This window comes from Variovorax sp. GW821-FHT10B04 (assembly GCF_059415645.1).
In genome coordinates, this window is the sequence record NZ_JBWKNQ010000001.1 from 671,666 (window position 1) to 685,269 (window position 13,604).

At 68.4% G+C, this 13,604-nt stretch carries 13 protein-coding genes; 11 read left to right on the plus strand and 2 right to left on the minus strand.

Annotation, left to right across the window (positions count from 1 at the left end):
* Positions 1-2: 2 nt before the first annotated feature.
* The 6 genes from AC07PZ_RS03205 (at position 3) to AC07PZ_RS03230 (ending at position 5,137) form a co-directional block, all read left to right on the plus strand.
* A complete protein-coding gene (locus AC07PZ_RS03205; protein ID WP_495293560.1) occupies positions 3-683 on the plus strand; it encodes a dienelactone hydrolase family protein in 681 nt (226 codons plus the stop codon).
* A gap of 92 nt (positions 684-775) precedes the next feature.
* Complete coding sequence (locus AC07PZ_RS03210; RefSeq protein ID WP_495293561.1) at positions 776-1,660, plus strand: TauD/TfdA dioxygenase family protein; 885 nt, start codon at positions 776-778, stop codon at positions 1,658-1,660.
* 84 nt (positions 1,661-1,744) lie between these two features.
* A complete protein-coding gene (locus tag AC07PZ_RS03215) occupies positions 1,745-2,722 on the plus strand; it encodes an ABC transporter substrate-binding protein (protein ID WP_495293562.1) in 978 nt (325 codons plus the stop codon).
* 2 nt (positions 2,723-2,724) lie between these two features.
* Entirely contained in the window at positions 2,725-3,567 is an 843-nt protein-coding gene (locus AC07PZ_RS03220; protein WP_495293563.1) for an ABC transporter permease, read from the plus strand.
* Entirely contained in the window at positions 3,564-4,343 is a 780-nt protein-coding gene (locus AC07PZ_RS03225) for an ABC transporter permease (protein WP_495293564.1), read from the plus strand. Before AC07PZ_RS03220 ends, AC07PZ_RS03225 begins: the two co-directional genes overlap by 4 nt.
* Positions 4,344-4,345: 2 nt before the next feature.
* Positions 4,346-5,137: an ABC transporter ATP-binding protein gene (locus AC07PZ_RS03230; RefSeq protein WP_495293565.1), complete on the plus strand. Its 792-nt coding sequence runs from the start codon at positions 4,346-4,348 to the stop codon at positions 5,135-5,137.
* A 49-nt stretch (positions 5,138-5,186) separates the two neighbouring features.
* Here AC07PZ_RS03230 and AC07PZ_RS03235 read toward each other — a convergent pair whose 3' ends face one another.
* Entirely contained in the window at positions 5,187-5,825 is a 639-nt protein-coding gene (locus AC07PZ_RS03235; RefSeq protein WP_495293566.1) for a MarR family winged helix-turn-helix transcriptional regulator, read from the minus strand.
* Between the two features lie 118 nt (positions 5,826-5,943).
* Here AC07PZ_RS03235 and ilvD point away from each other — a divergent pair, with 118 nt between their 5' ends.
* The 5 genes from ilvD (at position 5,944) to AC07PZ_RS03260 (ending at position 11,956) form a co-directional block, all read left to right on the plus strand.
* The gene (gene ilvD / locus AC07PZ_RS03240) at positions 5,944-7,626 is read left to right on the plus strand and encodes a dihydroxy-acid dehydratase (RefSeq protein ID WP_495293567.1); all 1,683 of its coding nucleotides are present in this window, start codon (positions 5,944-5,946) and stop codon (positions 7,624-7,626) included.
* A 70-nt stretch (positions 7,627-7,696) separates the two neighbouring features.
* A complete protein-coding gene (locus AC07PZ_RS03245; protein WP_495293946.1) occupies positions 7,697-9,127 on the plus strand; it encodes an FAD-dependent oxidoreductase in 1,431 nt (476 codons plus the stop codon).
* 43 nt (positions 9,128-9,170) lie between these two features.
* Positions 9,171-10,454: an aconitase X gene (locus tag AC07PZ_RS03250; protein ID WP_495293568.1), complete on the plus strand. Its 1,284-nt coding sequence runs from the start codon at positions 9,171-9,173 to the stop codon at positions 10,452-10,454.
* Positions 10,451-10,897 (plus strand): aconitase X swivel domain-containing protein, encoded by a 447-nt coding sequence (locus tag AC07PZ_RS03255; protein ID WP_495293569.1) that lies wholly within the window; start codon positions 10,451-10,453, stop codon positions 10,895-10,897. The genes AC07PZ_RS03250 and AC07PZ_RS03255 overlap by 4 nt, the downstream gene beginning before the upstream one ends.
* 81 nt (positions 10,898-10,978) lie before the next feature.
* Entirely contained in the window at positions 10,979-11,956 is a 978-nt protein-coding gene (locus tag AC07PZ_RS03260; RefSeq protein ID WP_495293570.1) for a Bug family tripartite tricarboxylate transporter substrate binding protein, read from the plus strand.
* Positions 11,957-12,601: 645 nt separating this feature from the next.
* Here the strand turns inward: AC07PZ_RS03260 and AC07PZ_RS03265 are convergent.
* Entirely contained in the window at positions 12,602-13,585 is a 984-nt protein-coding gene (locus AC07PZ_RS03265) for a Bug family tripartite tricarboxylate transporter substrate binding protein (RefSeq protein ID WP_495293947.1), read from the minus strand.
* Positions 13,586-13,604: the final 19 nt, after the last annotated feature.

A 13,604-nucleotide genomic window follows, 5' to 3' on the forward strand; every position in this document is an offset into this window, starting at 1 on the left:
CCATGACCGGATACATCGACATCGTCTCGCCCGATGGCCACGGCTTCGGCTGCTGGCACGTGGGCGCCGTCGGCGGGCCGCGCGGCAGCGTGGTCGTGCTGCAGGAGATCTTCGGCGTCAACCACCACATCCGTGCGCTCTGCACGCGCCTCGCGGCAGCCGGCTACGACGCCTATGCGCCGGCGCTCTTCGATCGCATGGAGCCCGGGTTCGCGAGCGGCTACAGCCAGGAAGAAGTGGCCGTGGCGCTGCAGTTCCTGCCGAGGCTCGACTGGGACGCGATGGTCGTCGACACGCTGGCCACCGTGGCCCGTGCGCGCGGAGCGCACGACGGCCGGTTGCCGGTCGCGGCCATGGGCTTCTGCCTTGGCGCATCGGTGGCCTACATGGCCGCGCAGCGCAGCCCCGATCTCTCGGCTGTCGTCGGCTACTACGGCGGCCAGATCGCGGAGCATCTCGACACGCCGCCGCAGTGCCCGACGATCCTCCACTACGGCGAGACCGACCACACGATCCCGATGGACAAGGTCGCGCGCATCCGCGCAGGGCGACCGGAATGCGAGGTCCATGTCTACCCCGCGGGCCACGGCTTCAACTGCGACGAGCGCGCGGCCTTCGAGCCGGCATCGGCCGCGCGGGCCTGGGAGCGCTCGATGCAGTGGCTCGGCACGCACCTGGGTTAGACGAACACATCCCCCGCAAGACAAGGCGCGACGTGCCGACACGGGCAGCCGCGAGGCTGTCTTCATTGAACAGAACATGGACTGAATCCGACGTGACAGCGATCTACGACAACCCACTCAAATTCCGGCGGATCGACGTGCGCCCCGCCAACAGCACGATCGGTGCGGAGATCCGCGGCGTGGACCTGAGCCGCCCGCTCGACGACGAAACCTGGGCGGAAGTCCGCCAGGCCTTCCACGACTACCTGGTCATCTACTTCCCGGACCAGCCGCTGACGCATCCGCAGCACCTGGCCTTCAGCCAGCGCTTCGGCGACCTCATGGACATGCCGCAGCTGCATGCGGTCGACGGCTTCGGCCAGATCCACATCATCAAGCGCGACGCGGACGACAACGGCCGCGTGATCGGCGAGAACTGGCACGCGGACAGTACGTACTTCGAGCAGCCGCCGGCGGCGGTGGTCATGCGCGCGGTGACGGTGCCGGAGTTCGGCGGCGACACCGGCTTCCTCAGCATGTACGCGGCCTACGAGACGCTCTCGCCCAGGCTGCGCGAGCTGCTGGACACGCTCAACGTGGTGCACAGCGCGACGCGCATCTACGGCTCGGCCTACCACGCGCAGAAAAGGAAGTTCAGCGCCAACAACGCGAAGGTCGATCTCGACATCGAGGCCGGCGACCGCGAGACGATCCATCCGGCGGTCTGCACGCACCCGGGCTCGGGCCGGCGCTTCCTGTTCGTCAACCAGGTCTACGTGCAGCGCTTCGAAGGCATGACCGAGGCCGAGAGCCAGCCGCTGCTGCGCTTTCTCTACGACCACTGCGCCCGCTTCGAGAACACCTGCCGCGTGCGCTGGCAGAAGGACCAGGTGCTGATCTGGGACAACCGCTGCGCCATGCACAAGGCCATCCCGGACTACATCGGCCGCGCGCGCTACATGACGCGCACGACCATCGCCGGCGAACGGCCGCGCTGACACCGCGCAACACCCTGACAACGCCCCGACAACGCCCCGACAACGCCCCCGACAACGATTACCCACACCCACAAGGAGACCGACTTGAAGCCCCACCTCTTCCGCCGAACCTTCGCCGCCACCGTCGCCGCCGTGCTGATGTCGGCCGGCCTGATGGCCAGCAGCCCATCCATCGCACAGTCCGAACCCAAGCTCGTCACGGTCAACGCCGGCTTCGTGCCGGTGACCGACGTGGCCGCCCTCTATCTCGGCGAGGAGGTCGGCATCTTCAAGAAGCATGGCCTCCAGCTGAAGGCCAACGTGGCGTCGACCGGCGGCGTGCCCGCGGTCATGAGCGGCGAATACCACTTCGCCTTCACCGCGCTGGTGAACATCCTGCAGGCACGCGACAAGGGCCTGCCGCTGAAGATCATCGCCGCGGGCTCCAGCTCCACCGGCGTGGCCGGCGCCGACGTGACCATGATCCACGCCGGCCCGAAGAGCGGCATCAAGTCGGCCAAGGACCTCGAAGGCAAGACCGTCAGCGTGAACGCGCTCAACGGCCTGCTGCAGATGCTGGGCAAGGCCGCGGTGAAGGCCGATGGCGGCGACCCGGGCAAGGTGCGCTTCATCGAGCTGGGCTTTGCGGAAGCACTGGCCGCGCTGCAGGCCGGCAAGACCGATGCGATGGTCGGCGCAGAGCCCTTCGGCACCGCGGCCATCGCCGCCGGCTTTCCGCCGATCGCGTCGCCCTACCAGTCGATGTCGACCAAGAGCATGCTGACCTCGGGCTACTTCACCAGCGAACAGCAGATCAAGGCCAATCCGGAGCTCTTCAAGAACCTGCGCGCGGCCATCAACGAGTCGCTCGAGTACGCGCAGAAGAACCCGGACGCGGTGCGCAAGCAGCTGCCCAAGTTCACCAAGCTGGGCCCGGACGTCGCCGCCAAGCTGATCCTGCCGAACTACCTGACCGCGATCCCGCGCGAGTCGGTGGAGATGTTCTCGCGCACCGGCAATGAGTTCGGCATGCTGAGCAAGCCGGCCGTGTACGACGAAGTCGTCTGGACCGAGGGCAAGTGACCGTGTCGGCTGGCAATGGCTTTGCGGGCGAGGCGCGGTCAGCGCCGGCCGCGCCGCTGTTCGACACCGGGGCCGTCGTCCGCTGGCTCGGCGGCGCCGTCGGCGTGCTGGCGCTGGCGGCGCTGTGGGAGTTCGCGCCCCGGCTCGGCCTGGTCAACCGCGACTTCTTTCCGCCGCTGTCGGCGGTGCTGACGCAGCTCGCGACGCTCGGCACCACGGCCGAGTTCTGGGGCTACGTGCTGAGCACCGCGCGCACCTGGGTGCTCGGCCTGGCCATCGCCACGGCGAGCGGCGTGGCAGCGGGCCTGGTCATCGGCCTGACGCCAGGCGCGCGCACCTACACGCACTCGACCATCGAGTTCCTGCGGCCGATCCCGTCGGTGGCGCTGATTCCCGGCGTGATCCTGCTGTTCGGCTCGCGCTACCAGTCCGGCGTGGTGCTGATCACCTATGCCGCGTTCTGGCAGGTCCTGCTGCAGATGCTCTATGGCCTGCAGGACATCGACTCGGTGGCGCGCGACACGGCGCGCTCGTTCCGCTTCAGCATGTGGGGCTTCATTCGGCACGTCGCATGGCCCACGCTGCTGCCCTTCCTGTTCACCGGCGTGCGGCTGGCCGCGGCGATGGCGCTGGTGCTCGCGGTGACGGCGGAGATGGTCATCGGCAGCCAGGGTCTGGGCCGCGGCATCGTGGTCGCGCAGACCTCGAACGCGATCGCCGAAGCCTATGCCTACGTGCTGGTGGCCGGCCTGATGGGCGTGGCCATCAACGTGGCGGCGCGCGCGGCCGAGAAGCGGCTGCTGCGCTGGCACCCGAGCGTGCGCAGCGCGGGAGGCGGCCGATGACTGCGTCATTGCTGCGCAAGCTGGCCATCGAGCTGGCACTGCCGTTGCTGCTGTTCGCGCTGCTCTACGCGGTCAGCGCGAACTCGACCAACTTCTACTTTCCGCCGCTGTCGGCCGTGCTGCAGAAGTTCGGGAGCCTCTGGCTAGGTCCGCGCTTCACGTCGGACGTCATCCCCAGCCTGCAGCGGCTGCTGGCGGGCTACGTGCTGGCCTGCGTCGGCGGCGTGGCGCTCGGCATCCCGATCGGCATCTACCGGCCGCTGCGCCGCGCGGCCGAGCCGGTGCTGGAGTTCTTCCGCGCGATCCCGCCGGTGGCGATGATTCCGCTGCTGATCATGACGCTCGGCTTCGGCGACGCGATGAAGGTGATCGTCATCGTCGCCGGTGCCATCTGGCCGGTGCTGCTGAACACGGTCGAGGGCGTGAAGTCGGTCGACTCGGTGCTCGACGAGACCTGCCGCACCTACCAGATCCGGGGCCTCGCGCGGCTGCGCTACTTCATCCTGCCGAGCGCATCGCCGCAGATCATCGTCGGCATGCGGATCGGCCTGTCGATCGGCATCGTGCTGATGGTGATCAGCGAGATGTTCGCAGCGCTCGACGGACTGGGCTCCGCCATCATCTATTTCCAGCGCAGCTACGAGATTCCACAGATGTGGAGCGGCGTGCTGATGCTCGGCCTGTTCGGCTTCGCACTGTCGCTGGTGTTCAGGGGTTTCGAGCGCTGGGCGCTCGGTTGGTATCACGGCATGCGAGACATCGAGAGGCGCAAGTGAAAGTGCAAACGCAAGCAATGGCGGCAGTGGCCGTCGAACATCTCAACAAGGTCTACGAGTCGAAGGAGCGGCGCGTCGAAGCGATCGGCGACCTGAACTTCGACGTGCGGCCGGGCGACTTCACCTGCATCGTGGGGCCCTCGGGCGCCGGCAAGACGACGCTGCTCAAGTGCCTGGCCGGCCTGCTCGCGCCGACGCGCGGCGCGGTCAGGGTCAACGGCCGCGAAGTCACGGCGCCGCCGGAGGAAATGGCGGTGGTCTTCCAGGAATACGGGCGCAGCCTGTTCCCCTGGATGACGGTGCGCCAGAACATCGAGCTGCCGCTGCGCGAGCGGCGCGTGCCGGCCGCGCAGCGCAAGCAGATGGTCGACACGGCGCTGCAGGCCGTGGCGCTGGGCAACGTCGGCGACTCCTATCCGTGGCAGCTGTCGGGCGGCATGCAGCAGCGCGTGGCCATCGCCCGCGCGGTGGCCTACCAGCCCAAGGTGATGGTGCTGGACGAGCCCTTCGCGGCGGTCGATGCGCAGACGCGCGCCGACCTCGAGGACCTGATGCTGCGTCTCTGGGCGGAGCTGGGCCTGACCATGATCTTCGTGACCCACGACATCGACGAAGCGGTCTATCTCGGCCAGCGCGTGCTGGTGCTGTCGTCGTCGCCGACACGGGTGCTCGACGACGTGCGGGTCGACCTGCCGGAGCCGCGCAACCAGGCCGACACGCGCGTGCACCCGGAATTCGCGGCGCTGCGCACCCGCGTGTACGCCGGTATCCAGGCGGCCAAGGCCGGGCGCTGACGGCCCGGCCGCGCGAAGGCACGGGCACGCCGCGTGCCTTCGCGCGCCGTCAGTCGGCGTTCATGTGCGGCACCTGCTGCTCCACGCGCCGCAGCAGCGACCACAGCGTTTCGACTTCATCCGGCGTGAAGGTGGAGATCAACCGTTCGTTGCGGCGCAGGGCCGACTCGCGCAGCTTCTGGTAGATGACCGAGCCCTCGGGCGTGAGCCGCACGATCGCGGCCCGGCCGCGGCGCAGGGTCTGCTCGATGCTCACCAGGCCGCGGCCTTCCAGCAGGCGCACGCTCTTGCTGGCGGCGGCGTAGTCCAGGTCGGCCATCTCGGCGACCTCGCGCACGATGCTCTCGGGGTTCTCGCCGACGGCCATCATCGCGCGCCACTCGGACATGCCCAGGTTGAAGCGCGAGCGGTAGTGGTTGGACGCGCCGTTCGCGAGCCGGTTGGCCACGCCCATGATGTAAGCGGCCAGGAAGCGGTTGACCGATGCCTGCGTGCCCTGCACCGGCGCCGGCAGCGCGGCGGCGCGACGTGGCGCGCCGATATCGATGTCGATGTCCGGCTCGTCCGGCAAGGCGACCGGTGCCCGCCCGCCGGCCGCCACGGGAGCGGCCTTGGCGGCTTTCGCGCCCTTCACGGAAGTGGCCGCGGCCGTGCCAGGCGCGCGTCGGGTTGCAGAACTGCTGCTCATGGATGTCCTCCTGATTCGTTCACGTCGTCAAGCATGCCACAACACCTTATTGACATCCCATTTATAGACATGTCAACATAAAGAAATTCCCGCTCACACAACAAAAGGACCCCCGCAGATGACCCGCAAGCTGCGCAGCAACTTCCCCCGTGGCTCCTATCTCTGGGCCGTGCGCAACGCCCAGTGGCAGGCACTCGGCATTCCGGAAGAGGACTGCGAAAAACCGAAGATCGCCATCGTCAACAGCTCGTCGTCGCTGGCCGCGTGCTTCGCGCATCTGGACGGCGTGGCCGCCGTGGTGAAGGAAGCCATCCGCGCAGCCGGTGCCGTGCCCTTCGAGATCCGCACGGCCGCGCCGAGCGACTTCGTGATCGGCGCCGGCGGCCGCGGCGGCTACATCCTGTCGACCCGCGACCTCGTCACCAACGACATCGAGGTCGCGGTGGAAGGCGCGCAGCTCGACGGCATGGTCTGCCTCACGTCGTGCGACAAGACGGTGCCCGGCCAGATGATGGCCGCCGGCCGCCTGAACGTGCCGACGCTGATGCTGGCCTGCGGCTACCAGCCGAGCGGCGAGTACGAAGGCGAGCATGTCGACATCGAGGACGTGTTCGTCGGCGCGATGCACGCGCAGATGGGCCGCATGCCGATGGACAAGCTGATCGGCATGAGCCGCAACGCGATCCGCGGGCCGGGCGTGTGTTCGGGCATGGGCACCGCCAATTCGATGCACATCTGCTGCGAAGCACTCGGCATGGCGCTGCCCGGCAGCACGCCGGTCGCGGCCAACAGCGCGGCGATGTTCGACGCCGCACGCCGCGCCGGCCAGCGCATCGTCGAGATGGTCTGGGAAGACCTGAAGCCGCGCGACATCCTCACGCCCGCCGCTTTCGCGAACGCGGTCAAGACCATCCTGAGCATCGGTGGCTCCGTCAACTCCATCAAGCACCTGCAGGCGGTGGCGACCGAAGCGGGCTGCGGTGCCGACGTCTACGGCATGTTCGAGCGCTTCGCGCACGAGGTGCCGGTGCTGAGCGCGGTGCGGCCGGTCGGCCATCACGTCATCGAGACCTTCGAGGCCGCCGGCGGTGCGCGCGCGGTGATGAAGCAGCTCGAGCCGCTGCTGGAGACGCAGGCGCTGACGGTCACCGGCCGCACGCTGGCCGACAACCTCGCCGAGGTGACGGTGGCCGACGCGGACGTCATCCGCCCGCTCGACAACCCCATCGCGCGGCTGCCGGCCATCATGATGCTGCGCGGCAACCTGGCGCCCGAATACGGCATCGTCAAGACCGGCATCGTGGAGCGCAAGGTGCGCCGCTTCAGCGGGCCGGCGATCTGCTTCTCGACCTCCGACGCGGCCATCGCGGCGCTGCAGAGCGGCGACATCCGCCCCGGTCACGTGGTCGTGATGCGCGGCGCCGGCGTGTGCGGCGGGCCCGGCATGGGCGGCGGCTCGTCGAAGGTCGTGTTCGCCATCGACGGCGCCGGCCTGGGCGACCAGGTCGCGCTGCTGACCGACGGGCATCTGTCGGGGCTGGTCTGCAAGGGCCTCGTCGTTGCCGAGATCTCGCCGGAAGGCGCCGTCTGCGGCCCGCTGGCGCTGGTGCAGGACGGCGACACGGTGACCATCGACCTCGACACCCGCCGCTGCGATCTCGACGTGGACGATGCCGAGATGGCGCGCCGCCGCGAGGCCTGGAAGCCATCGCCGCCGCTGTGCGACACCGGCTGGCTCCAGATCTATCGCCGCAACGTCGGCCCGCTCACCCAGGGCGCCGTGCTGGTCGAGCCGCGCTGACCGCTTCCCCCATCCTCATCCACGAATCGACGGAGACATCCCCATGCAAGGCCCCCAATCCAACAACGGCATGCTCACGACCCAGCGCGGCGACGAGCGCTTCCTGTCGTCCGACCTGTTCGCCCGCAAGGACGACCGCCCGCCCCGCCCCGATCACGGCCACGTGAGCGAGCCCGGACGGCAGATTCCGGTCTATCACCAGTGCGACGTGCTGGTGGTCGGCGGCGGCCCGTCGGGCACCGCGGCGGCTGCGGCGGCCGCTCGCGCAGGCGCGAAGGTCGCGCTGCTGGAGCGCTACAACCACCTCGGCGGCCTGTCGACCGGCGGCCTGGTGATCTGGATCGACCGCATGAGCGACTGGGAAGGCAAGCTCGTCATCCGCGGCTTTGCCGAGGAGCTGTTCGACCGCCTGCCGGCCGATGCCGTCGCCGGCCCGGTGCGCAGCGACTGGGGCTCGCAGGACGCGGCCAAGGCGGCCCACTGGTCGCAGCGCACGGCGGCCTACCACGGCATCGTCACCTGGTCGCCCACGATCGACCCCGAGCGGCTCAAGCTGCTGAGCCAGGAGATCGTGCTGGAGCGCAACGTCAAGCTCATCTACCACTCATGGGCCGCCGAGCCGCTGATGGAGAACGGCGCCGTGGCCGGCGTGAGCTTCGAGAGCAAGGAAGGCCGCATGGCGATCCGTGCGAAGGTGGTGGTCGACGCCACCGGCGACGGCGACCTGTTCGCGCGCGCCGGCGCCGCCTACGACAACGACATCGAGGCCGCCGACGTGCACCACTGCATGAACACGGCCTGGATGTTCTCCGGCGTCGACATGAACCGCTGGATCGAGTTCAAGGCCGGCCAGCCGGAGCGCTTCGCGGAATTCATGGCCCGCGGCCGGGACGAGTGCGGCCTGTTCGAGCGGCCCTTCGTGTCCTGGCGCAACGACGTGGCGCTGTTCATGGGGCCGCGCCAGACTGGCTATTCGGCGCTGGACGTGGACGACCTCACCGCCGTGGAGGTGCGCTCGCACCGCGCGATGGCACAGCACCTCGCGTACTACCGCGCGCATGCGCCCGGCTTCGAGGAGGCCTACATGATGCTGAGCGCACCGCAGATCGGCGTTCGGCATTCGCGTCGCTTGAAGGGCGTCGACGCGGTGCTGCGTGCGCGCTGGCCGGACGGCGTCGCGCTGCCCGACGAGATCGGCGTGTCGCCGGCCGTGTCGCCCAAGTTCCCGAACATCTCGATCCCCTACGGCGCGCTGGTGCCCGAGAAGCTCGACGGCCTGCTGGCCTGCGGGCGCCACATCTCCTGCGACCGCAACTCGCACGGCTTCATGCGCGAGATTCCGCAGTGCTGGATCACCGGCCAGGCAGCCGGCGTGGCGGCGGCGCTGGCGGTGTCCCAAGGCGTGCAGCCGCGCGCGGTCGACATCGGCGCGCTGCAGTCCGAACTGGCCGCACAGGGTGCGTACGTGCGCGCGGCGCATCGGCAGACGGCCACCGCCTGACGCGCCGCCCGACCCGAACCAACCCGCGAAGACGGAGACAACGATGAAACTGACCCCTGAAGAACAGGCCATGTTCGATGGCCGCGACGGCCCCGCCGTCCAGCGCGCGATGGACCTGCTGATGCGCTATGGCCGCGCACTCGGCGCCGAGCGGCTGGTCGAGACCCACAACGTGGTCGCCTCGATCAGCGCGACCACGCCCTTCATGCGCGACTACGCGAAGCAGCGCGGCGGCATGGACGGCGTCTTCTCCGAGTTCAGCCTGGACAGCGACGACACCGTGGAAATCCCGCGCGTGAAGACCTTCACGTCGCATGTCCAGCTGGGCTTCGATCCGCACAACGCGGCGCTGATGGGCGTCGACGAGCAGACCGTGCAGTTCTACAAGAAGGGCGAGGCCTACATCACCGGGCTCGGCGTGCAGGCCACCAACACGTGCACGCCCTACCAGGTCGGCAACGTGCCGACGCGCGGCGAGCACTGCGCGTGGATGGAGTCCTCGGCGGTGATCTATTGCAACGCCGTCCTGGGCGCGCGCACCAACACCGAAGGGCGCGAAAGTGTCGGCGCCGCGATGCTCACGGGCCGCATTCCGTACTGGGGCTATCACCTGGACGAGAACCGCCTGGGCACCCATTCGATCCAGCTCGACATCCCGGTGGAGAGCACGGCCGACTGGGGCATGCTGGGCTACTGGATCGGCGACGTGGTGCAGGACAAGGTGCCCGTGGTCGAGGGCCTCGGCCGGCTGCCGAACCTCGCCCAGCTGAAGCACTTCGGCGCCGCGGCGTCGTCGTCGGGCGGCGTGGAGATGTACCACCTCGTGGGCGTGACGCCCGAGGCCAACACGCGCGAGCAGGCGTTCGGCCGCAACCGGCCGGTGCAGACGCTGCATTACGGCGAGGCCGAGCGCCGCGCCATCTGGGAGAAGCTCAACGGCGTCGGCCGCAACACCGCGGTCGACTACGTGATGCTGGGTTGCCCGCACTACACGATCGAGCAGATCTGGGAGGCCGCGCGCCTGCTGGAAGGCCGCAAGATCAGCGCCAGCACGGAGCTCTGGATCTTCACGCCGCATGCCATCAAGTCGCTGGCCGACCGCAACGGCTACACGCGGATCATCGAGGCGGCCGGCGGCCACCTGCTGACCGACAGCTGCTCGGCCATGAGCCGCGCGGTGCCCAAGGGCACGCGCGTGGTGGCGCTCGATTCGGCCAAGCAGGCGCACTACCTGCCGGCGATTCTCGGCATCGAGGCCTGGTTCGGCACGACCGCCGAATGCATCGACGCCGCATGCTCCGGCCAATGGCAGGGAGGCCTGCAATGAGCGGCGCGGCAGACGTGCGCGACGTGATCGTGCTGCGTGGCCGCTGCGTGGTCGGCGGTACGGCCGAGGGCGAGGCACTGGTCACCACCCAGGCGGTCTCCGGTTGGGGCGGCATCGACTCGCGCACCGGCACGATCGTGGAGACACGCCACGAACTGCGCGGCGTGAGCTTCGCCGGCAAGGTGCTGGTGTTTCCGGGCGCCAAGGGCTCGTCGGGCTGGTCGAACGCGTTCCACCTGACGCGCTCGATGGGCGTGGCACCGGCGGCCATGCTGTTCAACGACATGAGCGCGAAGATCGCGCTCGGCGCGGTGGTCACGCGCGCACCGGCGCTGACCGACTTCGACCGCGATCCGCTGTCGGTCATCGAGACGGGCGACTGGGTGCGGGTGGACGCCGATCGCGGCATCGTCGAAGTGCACAAGAATCGGCGGCCGGCCTGAGCGCCGCCGTCCGCCGGGCGCGCCTGATGCGCCTGGCGGCGCCCGCCCACGATGAACGAATCAACAACAAGGAGACAACGAATGCTTCGCCGTTCCTTCCTGCCGCTGGCCGCCTGGATGGCCCTTGGCGCACCGCTGGCCCGAGCCCAGCAGGATTTCCCCAGGCCGGGCAAACCGGTACGCATCATCGTCGGCTTTGCGCCCGGCGGGCCGACCGACATCCAGGCCCGCGCGCTCGCCAACGAGATGGGCAAGCTGCTGTCCGTGCCGGTGATCGTCGAGAACAAGCCGGGCGCCAGCGGCGGCATCGGCGCGATGGAGGTGGTCCGCGCCGAACCGGACGGCCACACGCTGATGTACATCTCGGACGGCGTCGTGACGCAGAACCCGCACACGCTGAAGTCGGTGCCCTATGACCCCTTCCGCGACTTCACGCCCATCGCCCAGCTCACCGCCGGCGGCGTGGTGCTGGTGATGCATCCGTCCGTGCCTGCGGCGTCGCTGCAGGAGTTCATCGCCTACGGCAAGGCCAACCCCGGCAAGCTGGCCTATGCGTCGTTCGGCGTGGGCACGGTGTCGCACATCTACGGCGAGGTATTGCGGCAGAACACGGGCATCGACATCGTGCACGTCCCCTACAAGGGCAGCGCGGAGGCGCTGAAGGACCTGCTGGCCGGCCGGGTACAGATCATGTTCGACTCGCCGTCGACCGCGGCGCAGTACGCCAAGGAAGGCCGGCTGCGGATTCTCGGCAGCGCGGGCGAGAAGCGGCGCAGCCTGATGCCCGACACGCCGACCCTGCTGGAACTCGGCCTGCCCGGCTTCGAGATCCGCGGATGGAACGGGCTCTTCGGCCCGGCCGGCATGAGCGACGCCGTGCTGCAGAAGCTGCATGCCACCGTGGCGACGGCCTCGCGGACCAAGACCTTTCGCGACATGCTGGCGCTGATGGCCTTCGACCCGGTCGACGACACGCCGGCCGAGTTCGCCAAGGTCGTGCGGCGCGACTACGACCGCTGGGGGACGTACATCCGGCGGGCCAATATCCGGCTGGAGTGAGGCGGCGGACCAGGGCACGATGCGCAGACCAATTTGAGCGTTTGCGCGATGCTTTCATGAGGCGTCTGGCGCATTGCGTCGGTGGCGCCGTCGCGGAGGCGCAGGCCATCCTCGAGGGCAAGACCGACCGGATGCGCAACATCCGGCGCCGGCGCTGCTGCCGAAGGACATGCCGGCACCCGTCGCAGAGACCGTCCTCCAAGGCATTGAACAGGCCCGCGAAGAAGCGCAAGGACAGGCAGCGTGCTGTGGCGGGGGGTGCCGCTTCGTAACGGATCCGGACGCAGGCGCCCTACTTTGTCCCCTGAGACCCCGTCCGCCTTGTGGAACCGTTCTGTCGAGATGTGGACGGCGGCAACGTTTTCGTCGTCACCGCTCGCGCCAGCAGGCCCGGGTCGTATCCTGGCAGCATGCCGTCGATGACCAACTGCGCCAGTCCGTGAATCATGGACCCCGCGCAAAGCAGTGACGGCGAAGCGGACATAGGCCTGGCCCATGGCTGCCAACGGCTCGTCCGGATCGCTCGCCGCCGCTTCTGCGAGGGATGCGGTGAAGGCATCGAATCCCCGCTTCTGCGCAAAATGAAGCGGGCCGAACCGGCCCGCTCGACGCCCCTCGGCAGAGAGGCCGCTGCTTTGACAAGGTTCAAGAAGTCATCTTGATGTCTGCGGACTTGATGTAGGCACCCCAGCGGTCGTATTCGCTGTTGACGAATGCCTGGTACTTTGCCTGCGTCATCGTCTCCGTGACGATGACATTCTTCCTCATGACTTCGGCGACATGGGGATCCGCCATCGCCGCAGTGATCGCGGCGTGGAGTCTTCTGACGATGTCTGCGGATGTGCCACCGGGTGCGAGCAGTCCGAGCCAGGGGCCCATGTCGATCTCCACACCCACTTCCTTCATGATCGGGACTTCGGGAAGACTGGGAAGCCGTTCTCGCGCCGTGACCGCCAGTATCCGGACCGCACCGGACTGCACGTGCGGATCGGCGACGAGCACGGGAATGATCGCGCAGTTGATCTCATTGGCACGCTGCGCCTGGATGAGAGGTGCCGTACCGTTGTACGGCACATGCAGCAGTTGAATGTTGGCCTTCTGCTTGAGGGCTTCCATCGTGATCTGACCCGAACTGCCCTGCCCCCATGACCCGAAGGTCATCGGGTCTGCCGCCTTCCTGGCCATCTGAAGGAACTGCGCAAAATTCTTGGCGGGATGGTCTGCGTGCACGATCAGCGCCAACGGTGTGAAGCCGATTGGCGCCAGTGCCACGAAGTCCTTCTTGGAGTCGTAGGGCGGCGTCTTGAGCAGGTGAGGCGCAATGGAATGCGAATCGGCCGTGCCGTAGACCAGCGTATAGCCGTCCGACGGACTGCGCGCCGCCGTGAGACTGCCGATGGTTCCGATGGCACCGGGCCGGTTCTCGACGATGACGGCTTGCCCAAGCTCCTTTCCAAGCGCGGGCGCCAACGCCCTCACCAGGACATCCCCGCCTCCTCCCGCGGCCCAGGGAACGACGATCCTGACAACGTGACTGGGATATATCGGGCCTTGCGCATTCGCCCACACCGGTGAAGCTGCAAGCGCGCTGAGGGTTGCACCCTTGAGGAAATCGCGGCGGTTGTCCATTTTTTTCAAGTCGTCTCCA

Coding starts and splice junctions, on each gene's coding strand:
- AC07PZ_RS03205 (WP_495293560.1), top strand. CDS start 3: ATGACCGGATACATCGACATCGTCTCGCCCGATGGCCACGGCTTCGGC.
- AC07PZ_RS03225 (WP_495293564.1), top strand. CDS start 3,564: ATGACTGCGTCATTGCTGCGCAAGCTGGCCATCGAGCTGGCACTGCCG.
- AC07PZ_RS03235 (WP_495293566.1), bottom strand. CDS start 5,825: ATGAGCAGCAGTTCTGCAACCCGACGCGCGCCTGGCACGGCCGCGGCC.
- ilvD (WP_495293567.1), top strand. CDS start 5,944: ATGACCCGCAAGCTGCGCAGCAACTTCCCCCGTGGCTCCTATCTCTGG.
- AC07PZ_RS03245 (WP_495293946.1), top strand. CDS start 7,697: ATGCTCACGACCCAGCGCGGCGACGAGCGCTTCCTGTCGTCCGACCTG.
- AC07PZ_RS03250 (WP_495293568.1), top strand. CDS start 9,171: ATGAAACTGACCCCTGAAGAACAGGCCATGTTCGATGGCCGCGACGGC.
- AC07PZ_RS03255 (WP_495293569.1), top strand. CDS start 10,451: ATGAGCGGCGCGGCAGACGTGCGCGACGTGATCGTGCTGCGTGGCCGC.
- AC07PZ_RS03260 (WP_495293570.1), top strand. CDS start 10,979: ATGCTTCGCCGTTCCTTCCTGCCGCTGGCCGCCTGGATGGCCCTTGGC.
- AC07PZ_RS03265 (WP_495293947.1), bottom strand. CDS start 13,585: ATGGACAACCGCCGCGATTTCCTCAAGGGTGCAACCCTCAGCGCGCTT.